This window comes from Xenorhabdus sp. PB62.4 (assembly GCF_014467285.1).
In the GTDB taxonomy this organism is placed as follows: Bacteria; Pseudomonadota; Gammaproteobacteria; order Enterobacterales; family Enterobacteriaceae; genus Xenorhabdus.
In genome coordinates this window covers 47,512-66,463 of record NZ_NKHR01000021.1, presented here as the reverse complement: position 1 = coordinate 66,463, position 18,952 = coordinate 47,512, and the positions used below count along the sequence as shown (strand labels likewise).

Here is an 18,952-nt window from a genome sequence, read left to right as displayed (position 1 = left end):
AAGTCAACGAATGCTTATCTTTGTATGCCAGGACTCTTTTTCGAAAATCTAAACTGTAACCCATTTCACTTTATGCCTTATCATTTTGGAGTTGGATATTATGACATATTAGTATGATTCTGCTATAGGTTAAAGCGACAGTATGATGAACAGGTCATCGCGATATGGGTATGCTGTTTAAAGCCAGTGGTCAATGGTCTAATATGTGATGGTTGGCGAATCACTAATTTAAAGGTGGAAAATCCCACCTTTAGCTAATCTGTTGATTTTACTCATTTCCGGCATAGAGTGGGAATTCAATTAAATCAAGGAGTTAAAAGGGGAGGATTGTCCCCTTTATATAGCTTTAATTCCTCTAAAGAAACAGATAATCACATTCAAAGTTCAGTACTTTTTTTTCTCTTCAAAAACTATATCTATCTTATCGGGTTCAGAGCCGCCGACACGTTGTGTATGTTCCATGTAGCAATTATTCAAATCTGGGCAATAATTGTAACAATCCTGACCTGAACACGTTGCCTTTATAATAAAGTTGTTGCAGGTGCTCGTAACTGCCGTATACCATCGAGGAACAATAGGTATCGTCCAATAGAGAGTAACACTCCATTGCAATAAACAAGCGTTAGGGTCCAGACTGGCAGGATCAGTTTTCGTACTCACCGCCCAAATTATCTTTTTTTGCCTCCCTGCACATGTCGTACTAGAGTTAATATCCTGAACAGCTAAGTTGTATTCTGAGGATCGGTCAAGCTTGAAATTTAATGGACCAGGAATAGCTATACACGAGTCATTTATTCTAGACAAATGATAAACGTTACCAGAATTTGGCTTAACAGGTACATTAAGACTTTTAGATAAATCATGGTTCACAAACTTTATCTTATAATCCTGCCAAGCCAAAGCTGGCTGTATGATTAAAGATAAGACCATCAAAACGGTACCAAATAAAACTTTCATATAGCCCCCTATTTTTGATGAAATCACTCAAGTAAAGGTTCTTATTACTTCACCGTAAATGGAGCACTGAAATGATAATTACTATATCATATAGGTTATTCACCTATCCGCTTTAGTATAAGCAAACCTCTCTGATAAACGTAACTCAAAAAACAGTGGGCTATTGTGGTTGTTTGACATTTAACCCGCAGAAAATTGCGGGTTAGATATCGAGATTATTTATTGTATTTCTTGGAGAGGAAAATAACGTGATTCTATTTTAACGTTGACATAAAAGTCACCGGAATTATCTTTATAATTACTATCTAAAAATAAAAGAGTTAATTCGCCATCTGTGGGCACTGTCTTATGGAGTACTCCATTGCCAATTTCATAAGTCTTATCGCCAATTTTTGCAACTAAACCCCCACTTGGAGGATTAGGAGGAACCCCTTGAGGTGCAGACCACGGATTCGGACGGTTGTCATTGACAAATTTCACCCACCCTGTCGCAATGATGGATATTACATCTCCTTTTTGGAGTACAAGCCCTGTCGGTTGACCTTGCGCTAGTTTGCCGGGAACAGTTCCAGACCAATCATACATAGTATTACCTCCAATCATTATGTTTTGAAAGCGACTGTATCAGTCTATGAAGGTGGTAGGATGCTTCCCCATCAGTGAACATCAATAAATGGGTTCATTAATAATGGAGAGAATTTCTTGGATTAGGATGGCACGGAGTGACTGATAGGACATTAATAAAATCTATTCCCATTGGTAATAAAATGTAGCATAACAAGGTAAAATTAACAGGTTACGTAAAGATGACAATCCTCCTCCTTTAATTCCTTGATTTAATTGAATTCTCGCTATATGCAGGAGATGAGTAAAATAGTGTCAACGTATATCAGGACTAGACATTAAAAACAGATGATATATGTTTTTAATGCCAAATATACCCAATTGGAAGAAAGTTCCTAGCGCCGCAATGGATGCGGGTATCAGTCTGGGCGGTACTGCATTTTGTTTTTAGTTTCATACAATTTCTTGGAGTGGATATCCAGTAATGGCTTATACTTATTGATAACTTATCTCACTATGGTGTGCTTATGTGGAATAGCTATCCTCAGAGAGGAAATATGCGGTTATTAGCAAATTTTCTGTCACCAATAGATGCTCACATTATCCTGGGTAGAATGTTATCAGAAGGCATTTGTGCGGTAGTGATAGATGAAGATATTGTATGGAATAACTACATGTGCTCTCAGGCATTTGGAGGGGTGAAACTCCTTGTCCATCATTTTGATATTGAGCGGGCGAAAGAGATATTTTTTAAAATTGAAGATAATCAGTATCTTTTAGATCGAAAACAATCAGGTTTAGAAAAAAGAAAATTATCATCATCTCGATATTCTTTTACAATGCTAATAAACATTTTTTTAGTTCTTTCTTTGTTTTTGACAACAGGCATAGCTTTACCTTTAAAATTTGATGATTATTCTTGTCTGTAATTATAATAACCTGAACGTGCGGATTTTGGCGGTAAATATTCTCAATGTCATGGCGATTTTATATAACAGGGAGAATATCAGGAAAGCAGTAAATGATGTACATCCTTTATTAGAAATGTCTTGTGATAATGGATATGAATGAAGTTGTAAGGTGCTAAAATTGCATCCTAACTAATCACTAATTGAAATTAAAAGCCAACTTATTAAATCTTCATACAATTGGTTTAATTTAAAAATAAATTCAAAGAAAATACTGGTAATGACAATAAAACTTGAAGTATGATGCTGCGTCTGCAAAATGCAGTTATTCATTAAACCCCACTACTAACTGAAAAGGAGGAATTTATCATGGTGACAATAACAATGACTCTTTTCAGGCCAGTCCATAGCTAATTACGAAATTAGTTTTTTCAGTATTGCTTGGCTAGGAAGGCCTGACCACACCCTTATTTTTTCATTGATCATAAGGTTGATCTATGGGCAATACTTTGTATTCGGCTGCACCAAACGTACAGCTTATCGTAACAGAAAACACTTGGCTGGAAGGTAAGGCTATCCAGCAGCTTGAAACAACAGCACAACTTCCTGAGATGGCTCGCGTTATCGGTCTGCCAGATCTCCATCCCGGCAGAGGCTATCCCGTTGGTGCTGCATTTTTTTCACAGTCACGTTTTTATCCGGCACTTATCGGGAACGATATTGGTTGCGGTATGGCATTGTGGCGAACAGATTTGACACTGAATAAATGGTCATTGGATAAGCTGGAGAAACGGCTAGGTTCCATTGACGCACCCTTGGAAGCAGAAAATTTACCTGACGATATACCTGAATATTTTTGCCATTCACCGGGAACGATCGGTGGTGGAAATCATTTTGCTGAGTTACAGCAATTGGATGAAATTTATCAACCGGAACTGCTCGAAACGTGGCAACTAAATAAACAGCAGCTTCTGTTATTGGTACACAGTGGTTCACGTGGTATGGGGCAAATGATCCTTGAGCAACATATCCGTGAGTATGGGCATGATGGGGTGGTCGCATCAAGCTCACAGGCTCAGAATTACCTTCAGCAACATCAACAAGCGTTGGATTATGCTCGTTTTAACCGCCAATTAATTGCTGAAAGAATGCTGAAACGCTGGCGGGCCAACGGAGAGCGTCTGCTTGATATCTCACATAATTTGCTTACGCCATGTACTATTGGTGGCGTTGATGGCTGGCTACACCGCAAGGGAGCGACGCCCGCAGATCAAGGCCCGGTGATTATTCCAGGATCTCGTGGAGATTACAGTTACTTGGTGCAACCGCTACCCAGTGAACAGAGCTTGTTTTCTCTCGCTCATGGAGCGGGGCGAAAATGGATGCGTAGTGAATGTAAGGAACGCTTGAGCGGGCGTTATAATGCTGTGCAACTTTCTCGTACTGCATTGGGTAGCCGAGTCATTTGCTTAGATAAGCAGCTGATTTTTCAAGAAGCGCCAGAAGCCTATAAACCCATTGATGGCGTAATGGAAGCTATGTTACAGGCTGGTTTAATTCAATTGATAGCGAGGCTGAAACCTGTTCTGACATATAAAACACGGGGAGGCAATGAGTGATATTGTTGCAGATTTCCTCGGCTCAAGGGCCAGATGAATGTATGTTAGCGGTCAATAAGGCGTTGGAGCGATTGATTCAAGAAGCCGAAGAGTTGAGTGTAAGGGCGAATATTCTGGAGGAAGAAAGGGGATTGCGTTCCGGTACGTTGCGTTCGGTGTTAGTGGCTATTCATGGGAAAAATGAACAACATCTATTTGAATGTTGGAACGGTACGATTAAATGGATCTGCGAAAGTCCTTGGCGAAAAGGAGCTGGCCGCAAAAATTGGTTTATTGGTGTGAGGCAGTTTGAACCGATGCCGGAAATGAAGGAAAGCGAAATTCGGTTTGAAACATTGAAAGCTTCTGGCCCAGGCGGTCAGCATGTTAATAAAACAGAATCAGCGGTTCGGGCAGTGCATATTGCCAGTGGTATCAGTATCAAAGTACAGTCCGAGCGCAGTCAGCATGCTAACCGTCGGCTTGCTCATATGTTGTTGGGGCATCGGCTCCAGCAACATCAAAATAGGCATCAGGCACAGATCAAGGCAGAAAGACGGATATTTCACCATCAGATTGAAAGAGGAAATGCAGTGCGTACTTTTATCGGAATGGAATTTATTCCACAGAGTTAATATCTACCTGACAGATTTCAAGTTGTAGCACAGTCAACAAAGCAACAACTTGAAAGACGACGGACATAGATATTAATGAAATAGAGCGACGACATGAGTCAGTCGCTCTATCGGAAGTTTATTTAACCCCCTGAGATAAGGAGTGCTTTGTCTGCTCTTTGCAGGCTTTGACTGATTTATCCAATGACTCATCAAAATGGCGGGGACTCGGGAATGCCTGTTTATTTTTTCTGACTTCTGTGACGGTTTGTTTGATAGATGCAATAAACTCATTCTTGTTGCTATGGATTTCTTTGAGATCGAACCCTTTATTGCTTAATTCACTAAAAGCTTTTTGGGCTATCGCATCAGGTGAGTCATTGGTTTTAAATGCTTCGACAGAGACTTTTCCAAACAAATCACAATAGGTTTCTACTGTTTTATCTACATTCGCCTGTACGGCATAAGAGAAGAATGGGGCAAGGAAAAGTGGCAGTAAAAGACGTTTCATAATTTCCTCTTGATCGACTATACCATGATAGTGGTGACAACATTAACAATAGTACATTATTTATTGTTTGTGCCGAATCCCGGTAGAAAATCGGACTTGTTAAATATGTGCTTATTGGTGCTTCTGCTCTACACACTGACCTCTTTTACATAACGCACGGAGTGTCTTAACGGGATCATTCTTACCGTTTATATTGATGCGAGTAAGAAGGTTAACATTTTTGTCAGTAATTTTGAGCGCATCAACTTCCAGATAATTCCCAGATCCTACCGAAAGCTTGGTGACGATTAATTCTTTGGCGCCATCATTGTTGATGTCTGCAAATGTAATCCTGGGTTTATTGTTATCATCAAACACTGAACCGTCACGGGAAAAAATGGCTCCAGTTTCAAATTCTGAGAGCTCTTTATCTTTGAAAACAGCGATTGAATAGCTGCCAATTGATTCACTTTCCAAATCACCGACCGATATAACAGCAAATCTTTTATCAGGTAAGTTAATCAACGCTCCATCCTTTGCGATAGCTGGTACTGATAAAAACAGGGCGGTTAGAGAAGAAATAACAATAGTTTTTAGGCTCTTACTTATACACATAAAATACTCCATTGTTTACTAGCTTGTTCGACATACTCATAGGATGAGATTTATAGAGTAGCACGATTTTTGAAAGACCATATTTTTAGTAAAAGGTGCAATTCGGAATCTATTTGGAACCAACGCTATAGTGCTTAATTATTGGAAATAAAACATAAGAATATCTGATTTTCCGAGGGCTTTGAGAAATGTCATTCATTACGATAAGGAATGGAAAAATATTTTGTGGTATAGGTTATTTTTGATGTATTCAATGAATTTTATTCAAATGGAATAAAGTCATGGGCGTCAACGGGAGTGGTGACTCCCGTTTCTTCATTAACTTCAACATATATTAAGCTCTACGTGCTGTTTTTCTCTATTTTTTCGACAATCTTATTGTACTCTTTCCAAACAACGGATACAGGTGAACTCAAACAACAGATAGAGATTGAACCACCTGTTGCAGGATGATATTCATACTTTGATTTTCCTCTATAAACTCGCTTGGGCAGTATGTTGTCCGCGGGGTTTTTTCTTTTGCGCTCTAACATCAATTATAACCTCACTTGCAGATTACCTGATGGCCAGATAGTGGAATGTTAACATGTTATTAACTTATTATTGTGGTTTCCTACCGTAAAAATAACAATTGAAAATTTTAATATGGGATGGTGGCTTTTTCCAACTATCACAGTATTAAAATTTAATAATCTCATTTGAAGAAAAATATTGCTATATGTTTTCGAAAATATTAGAAATTTCAATATTAAATTTTGTAATTATTTTGTGGTTTTTAATGAATTGGATTATTGCTATGTGAGTGATATCACCCAGAGTGACCATCTAAATTTGTTCGGTACATTTTATGTCACTTGGCATCAAAAACTTTTGGTTAACACCTTCTTTTTATATGGTTATTGTGTTGGTGTTGTTTTATTATGATTGCCATTTGGTTATTCAATAGTTTCTTATTTTGGGTTAAATTGTTAATCAATTAATGCTCCTTGCTTATATATAGGAAAGGAAAATTTTCGTATTTATTGTTTGCAAAATGAATCAAACAGGCTTGAAATGGGGAATGAGGCATTATGAATACCAAAATAAATGTTCAGTAATACTAAAGTAAATGTAAAAAATTCATTAAAAATTACCCATTGAAATAGATCTTGTGTTACATTCTTTTCGTTTTACTGGCTAGTATCTCTGTGTTTTTTGTATACAGAATTGTATTACTTGTTAATTAATAAAGGAAATTAAGCACAACAAAATTTCGCCGGATACTGCATTATGGTCAGCTAATGTTTTAATTAGTAAGGGGAAAATATCTTGACGGATCCGATTAACTTCATTAACAACATTCTTTGGGACTATGTACTAATATACCTGCTGCTTGGGGTTGGTCTTTACTTCACACTGCGTTCTGGTTTTATACAACTTCGCCATTTTGGCCACATGTTTTCAGTTCTTAAGAATAGTAATAAATCAGATAATTCTGGCATTTCATCTTTTCAGGCTTTATGTACTAGTCTTGCTGCCCGTGTAGGGACCGGTAACTTAGCAGGGGTTGCTATTGCAATTACTGCCGGTGGACCAGGGGCTATTTTCTGGATGTGGGTAGTGGCATTCATTGGTATGGCAACTTCCTTTGTGGAAAGCACGCTTGCCCAGTTGTACAAGACGAAAGACGATCAAGGGAATTATCGAGGCGGCCCTGCCTACTATATGGAGAAGGGGCTCAAGAAGCGATGGATGGGAGTGTTATTTTCATTTTTCCTTATTATCGCGTTTGGTCTTGTATTTAATGCCGTTCAGGCAAACTCAATTGCGGAAGCGGCTGCCTTTGCCTTTAATGTTAAACCTCTTTATGTCGGTATTGTATTAGTCATCATCAGTGGCGTAATTATTTTCGGCGGGTTGCGTTCCATCGCCCGGGTAGCGGAATTAGTTGTACCATTTATGGCGGGGGCTTATTTAATACTGGCATTTTGGGTTGTTGGTCACAATATTGAACGCATTCCAGATGTATTTGCATTAATTTTCAGGAGTGCCTTTGGCCTTCAGGAAGCGATAGCCGGAACATTAGGCTACGGTATCTCTCAGGCAATGATTCAGGGTGTTCAACGCGGATTATTTTCGAATGAAGCAGGGATGGGTTCTGCGCCAAATGCGGCAGCGTCAGCTTCTCCATATCCACCACATCCTGCCTCTCAGGGTTATGTGCAGATGTTGGGGGTATTTATGGATACCATCGTTATCTGTAGTGCAACGGCTGTCATCATCCTCTCTTCTGGAATTCTCAACGAAAACGTCACCGCTATCAGCGGAATTGAATTGACTCAGCGAGCATTGTCATCAGCGGTTGGGCATTGGGGAACAACCTTCATTGCTATTGCTATTTTCTTCTTTGCTTTTACATCGATCATTGCTAATTACGCTTATGCTGAAAGCAACATGATATTCCTGGAACGTAACCACACAGCCGGTTTATTCATTCTGCGATTGGCTGCATTGGGAATGGTGATGTTTGGTTCATTGGCAGAAGTTCCTGTGGTTTGGAATATGGCAAATTTATCAATGGCTTGTATGGCTATTGTTAACTTGATTGCCATACTGCTATTGTCAGGTATTGCGATAAAACTAGCCAAAGACTATAACCGGCAGAGAAAATTGGGTCAGTTACCCACATTCAATATCAACTCTTACCCAGAAATTCGGCAACAAGTTGAAAAAGGTATCTGGGATAATGATGCTGTGCATAACAGTGGGAAAGATACTCGTTAGTACGGGGATATCCCAATGGATTGCAGATGCCGCTAATAAAGCAGTAACTTGAAAGATGATGGGTAATAGACTAAAACCGTAACAAGGTATTACTCATATAAAATAATGTTATCAGCCGGGCATTTTGACCATTTCACAAATGCCCGGTTTTTATTTGTTCTGAAAATCATGCTTGCAAGTAAAAAACATCACATCTATTTTAGTTTCATCTACTATATAGTCATCATAGCGTTACCTTTTTTAAAATAGCTGACCAATCATGATAAGAATATTAATAAATTGCGTGCTTATCACTCTGTTGATTGGCTGCGCTTATTCTCCTGAGCGTGAAGACAGAAATAGTTATATTGTTGAACATTCCTATCCTTATTCAACTAAGCAACATATTGATTCAGTTGATTTCCTTGTTTTACATTATACGGCTTTGGATGACAGACGCTCTCTACAGGTATTAACGGGAGGAAAGGTCAGCGCGCATTATCTTATTCCCTCTCAACCAAAGTATGAGAAGGAAGAACCAATTATTTTTCAATTGGTTTCAGAAAAGGAAAGGGCATGGCATGCGGGAAAAAGTGAATGGGATGGATACCAAAGTCTAAACCGCTATTCTATTGGTATTGAAATTGTTAATTGTGGATTTAAGCAACACTTTATCAAAAAAGAGTGGTGCTTATATCACCCATCACAAATTGATGCAGTGATTCGATTGGCAAAAGATATTATTCAGCGTTATCAAATCAAGGCGGTGAATGTTGTTGGTCATAGTGATATAGCACCACTTAGAAAAGAAGATCCTGGGCCTGCTTTCCCGTGGCAATTACTTTATGAACAAGGAATCGGTGCTTGGCCTGATTATGTGACGGTCAATAAACATTTGGCCGGTAGGGCTCCTGATGTGCCCGCATCCGTTCTGTCAATACAGAAAGCCTTATCTTATTATGGTTATAGCATCCCTCAAACGGGTTTACTGGATGATGTAACCCACAAAACTATCCAAGCATTTCAGATGCATTTTCGCCCGTCAGATATCAGTGGCAATCCTGATGCAGAAACAGAAGCCATTGCTTTGGCACTGGTCGAAAAATATCGATAATCGTATATGCTTAATGTATCGGAAAAGAAAAATAACAAAATAACATAGTGTTATTTAGCAAAAGGAATAGTGAAGGATCATGCAGGAGCGGCCATTGAATGGCCGCTGACGATATCAAGCTTTATGATTCGCAGTTGTAAGTCAGATGCAATGGAAGTTTAACTTCAAGTTCAATATCTATACTTTGGCGAAAATCATAAGGTGTAATGCCATATTCTTTACGGAACATATATGTGAAGTGAGATTGAGAACCGAAGCCGAAGTCCAGGGCAATATCAAAAATTGGCAATGAACTGTTTCTCAGTAGGGAAACCGCGCCAGCCAATCGTCTCTGACGAATGTATTTGCCAAGCGATATTCCTGTGACTTCTTTGAATATTTTCTGCATGTGCCAAAGTGAATAGCCAGAGTAAGCAGCAAGCTCTTCAAGATGAATGACACGGCCAAGATGGTTTTCTATCCATTTACTCAGTGCGCATACAAGTGCTAAGTGGTTATCTTGTGGCATTACAATTTTAAATTGGTTAAAGGTTGGGGAAGTATACACAACTTCTTTTCAAGATGACAAAATCGATCATTGCGAGGCTCAGTAATGACTGAACTAAAATTTGAATGTTATATCATATAAAACCCCCTATAATATTTGATTATAACATTAACTACAATGAAATCATTCTAAGGTGACCTAATTGAATATGAAAGTAATAGTATTAATTTTGTGCTTGATATTAGTGTGTCTATTTTTGTATTTACTGGCACTGGACGTACATTGTGAGCAAGGCACCGTACACGGTGATCAAGGACATGGTCATGGACAATTCGAATTAGGTATTTGTTCTATCACTCGATATTTACCTTTTTGATGAGCATCCTAATCATTTTCCTGCTTGCATGTGTGTTAACATACATTCGTGGTATTCATTCTTTGTAAATGATGTTTTAATATCCACCTGATTCTAATTAACAGACTAAATATCGCGTTAAGTCAGGGAATAGCCCAATTATTACAATAATTGAAGTAATTTAGATTCGACAAATTTTGTGAGAATTGGGAGGCTGGTGGATTTTTTTACGCTACTCAGGTCTAAGAGCAACAATTAAAATGGCTTTTAATGAGACAGGTTCCAAGCATCGCAAAAAGAGGACTAGATGGCAGGACAACAAGAACAACAAACGACGCTTAAGCGTGGTTTAAAAAACAGGCATATTCAGCTTATTGCCCTCGGTGGTGCAGTAGGAACAGGATTATTTCTAGGCATTGCCCAAACGATAAAAATGGCTGGCCCTTCGGTACTTCTCGGATATGCGATTGCTGGATTTATTGCATTTTTGATTATGCGCCAGCTAGGGGAAATGGTCGTTGAGGAGCCTGTTGCGGGGTCATTTAGCCATTTTGCTTATAAATACTGGGGAAACTTTGCTGGTTTTTTATCGGGCTGGAATTACTGGGCAATGTTCATTCTGGTCGGCATGGCAGAATTAACCGCCGTTGGTATATATATCCAATATTGGTGGCCAGAGGTTCCGACATGGGTTTCTGCTGCAATATTCTTTGTACTGATTAATCTTGTTAATCTGATTAATGTTCGGTTATACGGTGAAACCGAATTTTGGTTTTCTATCATCAAAGTTACTGCAATTATCGGCATGATTATCTTTGGAAGCTACTTACTGATTAGTGGTAATGGCGGCCCACAGGCAAGCATAACCAATTTATGGCAGCAGGGCGGTTTTATGCCAAATGGGGTGACTGGCTTGATTATGGCGATGGCAGTAATCATGTTTTCATTTGGTGGGCTGGAAACAGTGGGAATTACTGCGGCGGAAGCGGAACATCCTGAGAAAAATATACCAAAAGCAACCAATCAGGTTGTTTATCGAATTTTGCTGTTTTATATCGGTTCACTGGCTATTTTGCTTGCACTTTATCCTTGGCAGAACGTAGTAGAAGGTGGTAGCCCATTCGTTTTAATCTTCCATGATCTGGATAGCTTTTGGGTAGCGAACGTCCTAAATGTGGTGGTACTTACGGCTGCATTATCTGTTTATAACAGTGGAGTGTATTGTAATAGCCGAATGTTATATGGTTTGGCTAAACAAGGTAATGCCCCCCGCATCCTGACAAAAGTTAATAAACGTAGTGTACCTGTCTTGTCCATTGGTTTATCGGCCTTAGCAACATCGATTGGTGTATTGATTAACTATATTATGCCCGGTAAGGCATTTGAACTGTTGATGTCTTTAGTGGTGACAACGTTGGTCATTAACTGGATTATGATTTGTTTTGCTCACCTGAAATTCCGCGCGGCTAAGAACAAAGAAGGTGTTAAGACACAATTTCGGGCATTATGGTATCCATTCGGGAACTACCTGTGTCTGGCATTCTTGGCGTTCATTCTCGTCATTATTCTGATGATGCCAGCAATTCGTATTTCAGTTATTCTGATGCCATTCTGGATTGGTGTATTGTGGGTGGGTTACTTGGTGGCTAGATCAAAAAAGCAGACAAACGAGTAAACTAGCTATTAATCCATTCAGCATGTTTTTCAGCCGGGTATGATATCGATATCCGGCTGATTATTATTGTCAGTACTAATATGACAAACACCAATATGACAAACATAGTGATATATGAAAACCAATTGATTAAGAGAGTTTTTGTTATATACCCAATGAATTTCGATATATTAGATATTTACCATTGCCAACGTAACCAGCTAAACAGCACATTACCATTATTGTATATACCGGGAATATAGGTTGATTGAAAAGAGAGTCTAAATCGTCTCAAGACGATTATGTGAGTCCATAGGTAAAACGGTTATGCTATGTGATTACGGGTAAATAAATGTCATTAATAGTCGATTTTTAGCAATTAATATTATAATTGAACAATATTTAATAAATGATAAACAAAAAGTAATCTGGTTATATGTAGAATAACTATATTGTATGCTTCAATGAATAGGTGCGAAATTAACCATTATTTTATAGTTATCCGAAATGCAACTTCGGGATAACTATAACTCTCTGATCTACTCTATAACAGGCGTAAAAAACAGCATTATATATTAGATTAATTAAAGTTGTTTCTTGGGTTAAAATTTTCTTTTTGTATTTATTCATGAAGTTATATAACTTAAAAATTATTGTGTAATTTCAAATCGGTATGGATGTTAAGTATTTTAAATGTGTGCGTTAGCTCCAGCACCTGAAAAAAATGGCTTGCGATTATATAAAGAGTATGTGATAAAACACATGGGTAAACGAAGTTCTGTTTTGTTAATAAATAACAGCAACCAATACTGGTTTGTTTATTTTTATGCCTGTCGGCTAATAAAGTGATTCAAAGGAAATTTTTGAAATGGCAAAAATCACTGGTACCGTGAAGTGGTTCAACGAGTCTAAAGGTTTTGGTTTTATTACTCCAGCTGATGGTAGCAAAGATGTATTTGTACATTTTTCTGCAATTATGAAAGATGGGTTTAAAACATTGTCTGAAGGCCAACAAGTTGAGTTTGAAATTCAGGATGGTCCTAAAGGCCCTGCTGCTGCAAACGTCTCAGCTTTATAGTAATAAATTTATTTTGGTTAGTATTTAATTACTGGCTAAATGTATTATTGTCAGTCTGGTTTTATTGTCTGATAATAAACCATTGCAAATATCACTCTATTGGGATACTAATAGAGTGATTTTTATTTTGACTCGGGGCGTTCTTTATTGAGCTGAGAAGTACCCGTATTACCTGATCTGGATAATGCCAGCGTAGGGAAGTCATGGTATCTCCTATTTTGATATCTGCTTTTCTTTGGCTGGTGATAGGAATCACCATAATGAGAATTAACTCACTGACTATCGCAGGGACAGATCCTAGCGGTGGTGCCGGCATTCAGGCCGATTTAAAGACTTTTTCCGCGCTTAGTGCTTATGGCACGGCTGTGATAACTGCACTGGTTGCCCAAAATACAATGGGCGTACAATCAATTTATGATATCGATCCCCTCTTTGTTGCTTCCCAACTCGAATCTGTACTTTCAGATATCAGAATAGATAGCGCCAAAATTGGCATGTTATCGAATGCTGCTAATGTCGCTATAGTGGCTGAAACATTGCGCCGTTATCCTATTCCTTACATCGTATTGGATACTGTTATGCTGGCAAAAAGTGGTGATCCACTATTATTACCAGAAGCCGTTACAGCAATGGTAGAACAGTTACTGCCAATTGTTTCTTTGGTCACACCAAACTTACCGGAAGCTGCTGCTATACTGAAATGCGCTCTTGCCAAAACAGAAGCTGATATGTTGCAACAGGGGCGTGAATTGCTTTCAATAGGATGTCAGGCAGTTTTATTGAAAGGAGGTCATTTGATCAATGAGGAAAGCCCCGATTGGCTGTTTACTCCTGAAGGTGAATGGCGTTTTACTTCAACCCGGGTGAATACACGGAATACTCATGGTACAGGTTGTACTTTGTCTGCCGCACTTACTGCATTACGTCCCCGTTATCCTGATTGGCAAAGCACGTTGCCTGTTGCAAAAATGTATTTGCAGAATGCGCTTGCGCAGGCTGATACCCTCGAAGTTGGTCAGGGAATAGGGCCAGTCCACCATTTTCACCAGTGGTGGTGAATAATGTGGGTGCCCGCTTGTCATTAAATGAAGTACTTGTATTAAATAATGGGGATATTTGTATCCCCATCTTGAGTATGGGAAGTGAAAAAAGCTGGATTACGCGATTGTGATCTTTTTGTCGAGATAAACATCCTGAACGGAGTGAATTAGCTCAACGCCTTCTTTCATTGATTTCTTGAACGCTTTGCGACCGAGGATCAACCCCATGCCTCCGGCACGTTTGTTGATGACAGCGGTACGGACTGAATCACTCAAGTCGTTATCGCCGGAAGCCCCACCCGAATTGATTAATCCAGCGCGCCCCATGTAACAGTTAGCAAGCTGATAGCGAACGAGATCAATCGGGTGTTCAGTAGTCAAATTGTTATAAACACGTTTATCAGTATGCCCAAACCCAATAGCCGTATAGCCACCATTAGTTTCAGCCATTTTCTGCTTAACGATATCAGCACCGATTGTTGCTGCCAGATGATTCGCCTGGCCCGTTAAGTCGGCGCTGGTATGGTAATCAACTCCATCTTTTTTGAATGCCGAATTACGCAGATAAGCCCATAACACAGTAACCATGCCTAGTTCATGAGCGCGTTCGAATGCGGCAGAGATTTCTTCGATTTGGCGACGTGATTCAGGAGAGCCGTAATAGATTGTTGCACCGACCGCAACTGCACCCATGTTAAATGCCTGTTCGACACTGGCATACAAGGTTTGGTCATATTGGGCTGGATAGGTTAACGTCTCATTATGATTTAGTTTTACCAAGAACGGAATTTTATGGGCATAACGGCGAGAAACTGATGCCAGCACACCATAAGTTGAAGCAACACAGTTACAACCCGCTTCGATCGCCAATTCAACGATATTTTTAGGGTCAAAATAGAGCGGGTTGGTGGCAAAAGAAGCACTCGCAGAATGTTCAACGCCCTGATCTACCGGCAAAATTGAGAGATAACCAGTGCCTGCCAGACGACCGTGATTCATTAAGGTCTGCATGGAACGTAAAACAGTATTGGGTCGATTATTTTCGATCATCACTCTATCGACAAAATCGGTACCGGGGAGATAGAGGTTTTCACGTGGAATGGTATTGCATTGATGTTGTAATAAACTTTCAGCGTCTTTTCCTAACAACTTAGCGATATCAGTCATGATTAACTCCAGTTTGCAAAAGGCGCTGCTGATTGTTGTTGATATTTATATTGATCACAAGGTAAGCAGAGAGGGAAACCGTAGTGGATCGCTTCAGTTAATACAAATGTTGTTAAAATTTAATCATTCTGCATGACAGTAAAGTAAAATAATACTTATTTTGCATGATGATAAATAACCATTAGTCTATTCTGTAATTGAATAAATTGAGCGGTGTTTTCTTAAAGTTTCCTTCATTAAACTGAAGGAAACCAGATGATATTTATTGTTATATGGTTTTACTGCTCATAATAAATAATGTTGCCAATCCCTGATTAATATGTAACCAATGGGAAATTGAAAAACATTAAGCTAATTTATATTTTTGCAGTGAAGGGGCTTTTTATAATCAATTGAATTTATTGCTATTTTTTATTTTTTGTATAAAAGAAAAGGCCAGCCCAAGGGAGATTGAGCTAGCCAAGGAGGTGGTTCCTAGTCTTACAGTAAAACTTTTTTAGTTCTTCGTTTTTCAGAGCTGATAATACGAGAAATAAAATGGTATTGATGTGATCTGTTTCTAAAAAAACAGAACAATTTCTTTAAAACTTCATTTCGAATTATTTCACTGGAAATTCTTGTGAATGAGGCGCTCTGGTATTGCCGCTCTTTAAATGTCGGACAAGTAAGGCATAATTCAGATTAATTTCTTCAGGAATTGGGAGATAAACGATATGCCCATCACCGGGTGCGACTTCTACTGACTGACCTTTCTTATTTGTCATGGATTCTAACGTAAAGTTAATGTTGCCTGATGGTGTCATGAGCTCCAGTTGATCTCCAACAAGAAACTTATTCTTCACGGCGACTTCGGCCAACCCGTTGATTCGGTTGCCAGTAAGCTCACCAACAAATTGTTGGGTGTCTGATATCGAATAGCCGCATTCATAAGTCTGGTAGGCATCATGGGTATGACGACGCAGGAAACCTTCTGTATAACCACGGTGTGCCAGGCCTTCCAGAGTCGTCATGAGAGTAGGGTCGAAAGGTTTTCCGGCAACGGCATCATCAATGGCACGGCGATATACCTGAGCTGTGCGGGCACAATAATAGAAAGATTTTGTACGTCCTTCGATTTTTAATGAGTGAACACCCATGTCGGTTAATCTCTCCACATGCTCAATCGCACGTAAGTCTTTAGAGTTCATGATATAAGTGCCATGTTCATCTTCAAATGCTGACATGTATTCGCCCGGGCGTTTGGCTTCTTCGATCATGAATACTTTGTCTGTTGGAGCACCCTGGCCCAATGTGGGTTCAACATTCTTGACAGGAATAGGCTCGTGCATATGAACAATATTACCGACAATATCTTCTTTACCTTCCTGAACATTATATTCCCAGCGGCAGGCGTTAGTGCATGTTCCCTGATTAGGATCGCGTTTATTGATATAGCCCGATAACAGACAACGACCAGAATAAGCCATGCAGAGTGCGCCATGGACAAAAACTTCAAGTTCCATTTCTGGTACTTGCTGACGGATTTCAGCAATTTCTTCCAGTGAAAGTTCACGGGAAAGAATGACACGCGTTAATCCCATTTGTTTCCAGAATTTGACGGTAGCCCAGTTAACCGCGTTTGCCTGAACTGAAAGATGAATGTCTATTTCAGGAAATGCTTCGCGCACCATCATGATTAAACCCGGATCGGACATAATCAGCGCATCAGGCCCCATTTCCACAACAGGTTTCAAATCACGAATAAATGTTTTCAGCTTTGCATTATGTGGTGCAATATTGACGACAACATAAAAACGTTTACCTAATTCGTGGGCTTCTTTAATGCCTTGAGCCAACGTTTCATGGTTAAATTCATTATTGCGGACACGCAGGCTATAGCGGGGTTGACCAGCATAGATAGCATCTGCACCATAGGCAAACGCATAACGCATATTTTTCAAAGAGCCGGCAGGAGAAAGTAATTCTGGAGTAAACATATTCTTAGCATTCTCAGTCTGAGTTCAAGTCAGCCCTTACCCTATCATCTTTATCATTACTAAGGGTAAGGTTAAAGGGAGGGGGATTTTAGCGCTTATTCCGTCATTAGCACAAATATATTATCGTCCCGGAAGGGGACTAGAGATGATTTCTTCTGAGATTACTTTAGTCACCAGAACAAGTTAGCCTGCATTGGTTATAAATTGAATTGCCGGATATGGTTAAAGAAAAACGCGCCGCTGATACGGCGCGAGCCATTAATTGTGTTTGACCAAATCGGGTTTGGTCAAATCACGAATACTTTCTGTCGGCCCGGCTTTCATGACCGATTGTATACATTTCTTCATGCTGGCTTCATTAGCATAAGGTTCACTGACACCAATAATCTGATGATTGCGGGCTTTCAGGACAAAATAAGACTTACCTGACTTATTTTTTCTCACTTCATGGCGGGTTTTATTGGGAGAATTGACCCGCACAGAGTTAATACCTTTGTTGGCAGCAGCCTTAGTGGTATACATTTCACTGTTCAAAATAATATCACCGTTTGCTGCCACCAGATTGAAGTAAAATTGCCCGTTCTTTGCTTTCTTAAGATCATAATGCCCAGTAGCCATAAGAAACTCTCCTGATTGGGTAATTATTAGCTTAAGTTTAGCTTGAATTTTGTACAGTAAAGAGGTTTGGCAAAAAATTTATTTGTCGTGTAGTAATAACTTGACGTTAGTTCATTAAAACGCACATAGAGCGGCTTTGGAGTTGATTTGGGATCGCTACAACGGAGTTTATTGTCGCTGGTTTACTTCCTGAATCGTAACGACATTTAAGAAAAATCGCGTGAATGATTGAGACAAAACCGAATTGCTGTGAATATTGTCACATCAAACGACAGATCTCAGCTTCCCAACGATAGCCAAGGCCATAAATTGAACGAATAAAAGATTTATCTTCATCCAATTGTTCTAGCTTTCTACGCAAGTTCTTAATATGGCTATCAATGGTACGATCATTCACGATGCGATGATCATCATAAAGATTATTCAATAGCTGATCACGGGAAAAAACCCGCCCCGGTTGGCTGGACATAATCTTAAGCAATCGAAATTCAACGGGGGTCAGTTCAAGCGCCCGTTCAAGATGACGTGCCTGAAAATGATTTTCATCTATGGTCAGCGCACCTTGTTCGCTGACGATATCTTGCGGGCGATAACAACGGCGGAGGATTGTTTTTACTCTGGCTACCATTTCCCGTGGGCTATACGGTTTGCAGATATAATCATCAGCCCCAATTTCCAATCCGAGAAGCCGATCAATTTCTTCCGTTTTCGCTGTCATTATTACAATCGGGATATCAGAAAACTTACGAATTTCCCGACAGACCGATAACCCATCAAGACCGGGTAGCATCAGATCAAGTAAGATAATATGGGGCTGGTATCTTTGAACATGATCAATGACTTCATCACCGCGTTTCAGCCATTCAGTCTGATAATCTGCCGATTGCAAATAATCAACCAGCAACTGTCCCAATTTCGGTTCATCTTCAACGATGAGAACGGTATATTGTGTAGAATATATACTCATTGCGTATT

Annotated in this window: 19 protein-coding genes, 1 pseudogene and 1 riboswitch; of the genes and pseudogenes, 9 read left to right on the top strand and 11 right to left on the bottom strand. The window is 39.4% G+C overall.

Translation table 11 applies throughout. The features are described from left to right. From Xenpb_RS20505 to Xenpb_RS15490, 3 genes and pseudogenes are all read right to left on the bottom strand, one after another. A pseudogene (locus Xenpb_RS20505) lies at window positions 1–64 on the bottom strand (transposase); the annotation flags it as partial. Window positions 65–384: 320 nt separating this feature from the next. Beyond that, window positions 385–957 (bottom strand): hypothetical protein, encoded by a 573-nt coding sequence (locus tag Xenpb_RS15495; RefSeq protein WP_187655146.1) that lies wholly within the window; start codon window positions 955–957, stop codon window positions 385–387. A 219-nt stretch (window positions 958–1,176) separates the two neighbouring features. After that, window positions 1,177–1,542: a LecA/PA-IL family lectin gene (locus Xenpb_RS15490; RefSeq protein ID WP_187655145.1), complete on the bottom strand. Its 366-nt coding sequence runs from the start codon at window positions 1,540–1,542 to the stop codon at window positions 1,177–1,179. Between the two features lie 506 nt (window positions 1,543–2,048). On the opposite strand from Xenpb_RS15490, the gene Xenpb_RS15485 reads away from it, so the two are divergent. From Xenpb_RS15485 to prfH, 3 genes are all read left to right on the top strand, one after another. Then, complete coding sequence (locus Xenpb_RS15485; RefSeq protein WP_187655144.1) at window positions 2,049–2,450, top strand: hypothetical protein; 402 nt, start codon at window positions 2,049–2,051, stop codon at window positions 2,448–2,450. A gap of 476 nt (window positions 2,451–2,926) precedes the next feature. Then, complete coding sequence (locus Xenpb_RS15480; protein ID WP_187655143.1) at window positions 2,927–4,048, top strand: RNA ligase RtcB family protein; 1,122 nt, start codon at window positions 2,927–2,929, stop codon at window positions 4,046–4,048. After that, on the top strand, window positions 4,045–4,662 hold the full coding sequence (gene prfH, locus Xenpb_RS15475; protein ID WP_187655142.1) for a peptide chain release factor H: 618 nt from the start codon (window positions 4,045–4,047) through the stop codon (window positions 4,660–4,662). Before Xenpb_RS15480 ends, prfH begins: the two co-directional genes overlap by 4 nt. A gap of 118 nt (window positions 4,663–4,780) precedes the next feature. Here prfH and Xenpb_RS15470 read toward each other — a convergent pair whose 3' ends face one another. Then, window positions 4,781–5,152 (bottom strand): hypothetical protein, encoded by a 372-nt coding sequence (locus Xenpb_RS15470; RefSeq protein WP_187655141.1) that lies wholly within the window; start codon window positions 5,150–5,152, stop codon window positions 4,781–4,783. Window positions 5,153–5,263: 111 nt separating this feature from the next. Continuing rightward, window positions 5,264–5,746, bottom strand: a complete 483-nt coding sequence (locus tag Xenpb_RS15465; protein ID WP_187655140.1) for a PliI family lysozyme inhibitor of I-type lysozyme — start codon at window positions 5,744–5,746, stop codon at window positions 5,264–5,266. Window positions 5,747–7,054: 1,308 nt separating this feature from the next. Between Xenpb_RS15465 and Xenpb_RS15460 the strand changes: the two genes are divergently transcribed. Next, window positions 7,055–8,509 (top strand): sodium:alanine symporter family protein, encoded by a 1,455-nt coding sequence (locus Xenpb_RS15460; protein WP_187655139.1) that lies wholly within the window; start codon window positions 7,055–7,057, stop codon window positions 8,507–8,509. 262 nt (window positions 8,510–8,771) lie between these two features. Beyond that, window positions 8,772–9,602 carry an N-acetylmuramoyl-L-alanine amidase gene (locus Xenpb_RS15455; protein WP_187655150.1) on the top strand — a complete coding sequence of 277 codons (831 nt, stop codon included), beginning with the start codon at window positions 8,772–8,774 and terminating at the stop codon, window positions 9,600–9,602. Window positions 9,603–9,723: 121 nt separating this feature from the next. Here Xenpb_RS15455 and Xenpb_RS15450 read toward each other — a convergent pair whose 3' ends face one another. Next, window positions 9,724–10,110 (bottom strand): helix-turn-helix domain-containing protein, encoded by a 387-nt coding sequence (locus tag Xenpb_RS15450; RefSeq protein ID WP_047962082.1) that lies wholly within the window; start codon window positions 10,108–10,110, stop codon window positions 9,724–9,726. A gap of 187 nt (window positions 10,111–10,297) precedes the next feature. On the opposite strand from Xenpb_RS15450, the gene Xenpb_RS15445 reads away from it, so the two are divergent. Then, window positions 10,298–10,465, top strand: coding sequence for a PhoP/PhoQ regulator MgrB (locus Xenpb_RS15445; protein WP_099113258.1), 168 nt, complete (start codon window positions 10,298–10,300; stop codon window positions 10,463–10,465). A gap of 286 nt (window positions 10,466–10,751) precedes the next feature. Next, the gene (locus Xenpb_RS15440) at window positions 10,752–12,119 is read left to right on the top strand and encodes an amino acid permease (RefSeq protein ID WP_187655138.1); all 1,368 of its coding nucleotides are present in this window, start codon (window positions 10,752–10,754) and stop codon (window positions 12,117–12,119) included. Between the two features lie 178 nt (window positions 12,120–12,297). Here Xenpb_RS15440 and Xenpb_RS15435 read toward each other — a convergent pair whose 3' ends face one another. Continuing rightward, window positions 12,298–12,402: a hypothetical protein gene (locus Xenpb_RS15435; RefSeq protein WP_368666832.1), complete on the bottom strand. Its 105-nt coding sequence runs from the start codon at window positions 12,400–12,402 to the stop codon at window positions 12,298–12,300. 564 nt (window positions 12,403–12,966) lie between these two features. On the opposite strand from Xenpb_RS15435, the gene cspC reads away from it, so the two are divergent. Together cspC and thiD are read left to right on the top strand one after the other, a co-directional pair. After that, window positions 12,967–13,176: a cold shock-like protein CspC gene (gene cspC, locus Xenpb_RS15430; protein WP_047962061.1), complete on the top strand. Its 210-nt coding sequence runs from the start codon at window positions 12,967–12,969 to the stop codon at window positions 13,174–13,176. A gap of 123 nt (window positions 13,177–13,299) precedes the next feature. Then, window positions 13,300–13,392, top strand: a riboswitch (TPP riboswitch). 41 nt (window positions 13,393–13,433) lie between these two features. Further along, window positions 13,434–14,234: a bifunctional hydroxymethylpyrimidine kinase/phosphomethylpyrimidine kinase gene (gene thiD / locus Xenpb_RS15425; protein ID WP_187655149.1), complete on the top strand. Its 801-nt coding sequence runs from the start codon at window positions 13,434–13,436 to the stop codon at window positions 14,232–14,234. Window positions 14,235–14,333: 99 nt separating this feature from the next. Here thiD and fbaB read toward each other — a convergent pair whose 3' ends face one another. From fbaB to baeR, 4 genes are all read right to left on the bottom strand, one after another. Beyond that, window positions 14,334–15,383 carry a class I fructose-bisphosphate aldolase gene (gene fbaB / locus Xenpb_RS15420; protein WP_187655137.1) on the bottom strand — a complete coding sequence of 350 codons (1,050 nt, stop codon included), beginning with the start codon at window positions 15,381–15,383 and terminating at the stop codon, window positions 14,334–14,336. A 599-nt stretch (window positions 15,384–15,982) separates the two neighbouring features. After that, window positions 15,983–17,359, bottom strand: coding sequence for a tRNA 5-hydroxyuridine modification protein YegQ (yegQ, locus tag Xenpb_RS15415; RefSeq protein WP_187655136.1), 1,377 nt, complete (start codon window positions 17,357–17,359; stop codon window positions 15,983–15,985). Between the two features lie 258 nt (window positions 17,360–17,617). Next, on the bottom strand, window positions 17,618–17,977 hold the full coding sequence (locus tag Xenpb_RS15410; RefSeq protein WP_187655135.1) for a YegP family protein: 360 nt from the start codon (window positions 17,975–17,977) through the stop codon (window positions 17,618–17,620). Between the two features lie 259 nt (window positions 17,978–18,236). After that, complete coding sequence (baeR, locus tag Xenpb_RS15405; protein WP_187655134.1) at window positions 18,237–18,944, bottom strand: two-component system response regulator BaeR; 708 nt, start codon at window positions 18,942–18,944, stop codon at window positions 18,237–18,239. Window positions 18,945–18,952 lie beyond the last annotated feature (8 nt).

Excerpts from the sequence above, each read along its gene's own strand:
- Xenpb_RS15445 (WP_099113258.1), top strand. The coding sequence starts at position 10,298 with ATGAAAGTAATAGTATTAATTTTGTGCTTGATATTAGTGTGTCTATTT.
- baeR (WP_187655134.1), bottom strand. The coding sequence starts at position 18,944 with ATGAGTATATATTCTACACAATATACCGTTCTCATCGTTGAAGATGAA.
- cspC (WP_047962061.1), top strand. The coding sequence starts at position 12,967 with ATGGCAAAAATCACTGGTACCGTGAAGTGGTTCAACGAGTCTAAAGGT.
- fbaB (WP_187655137.1), bottom strand. The coding sequence starts at position 15,383 with ATGACTGATATCGCTAAGTTGTTAGGAAAAGACGCTGAAAGTTTATTA.
- Xenpb_RS15410 (WP_187655135.1), bottom strand. The coding sequence starts at position 17,977 with ATGGCTACTGGGCATTATGATCTTAAGAAAGCAAAGAACGGGCAATTT.
- Xenpb_RS15450 (WP_047962082.1), bottom strand. The coding sequence starts at position 10,110 with ATGCCACAAGATAACCACTTAGCACTTGTATGCGCACTGAGTAAATGG.
- Xenpb_RS15480 (WP_187655143.1), top strand. The coding sequence starts at position 2,927 with ATGGGCAATACTTTGTATTCGGCTGCACCAAACGTACAGCTTATCGTA.
- Xenpb_RS15485 (WP_187655144.1), top strand. The coding sequence starts at position 2,049 with ATGTGGAATAGCTATCCTCAGAGAGGAAATATGCGGTTATTAGCAAAT.
- Xenpb_RS15440 (WP_187655138.1), top strand. The coding sequence starts at position 10,752 with ATGGCAGGACAACAAGAACAACAAACGACGCTTAAGCGTGGTTTAAAA.
- Xenpb_RS15465 (WP_187655140.1), bottom strand. The coding sequence starts at position 5,746 with ATGTGTATAAGTAAGAGCCTAAAAACTATTGTTATTTCTTCTCTAACC.
- Xenpb_RS15495 (WP_187655146.1), bottom strand. The coding sequence starts at position 957 with ATGAAAGTTTTATTTGGTACCGTTTTGATGGTCTTATCTTTAATCATA.
- Xenpb_RS15470 (WP_187655141.1), bottom strand. The coding sequence starts at position 5,152 with ATGAAACGTCTTTTACTGCCACTTTTCCTTGCCCCATTCTTCTCTTAT.
- Xenpb_RS15490 (WP_187655145.1), bottom strand. The coding sequence starts at position 1,542 with ATGTATGATTGGTCTGGAACTGTTCCCGGCAAACTAGCGCAAGGTCAA.
- yegQ (WP_187655136.1), bottom strand. The coding sequence starts at position 17,359 with ATGTTTACTCCAGAATTACTTTCTCCTGCCGGCTCTTTGAAAAATATG.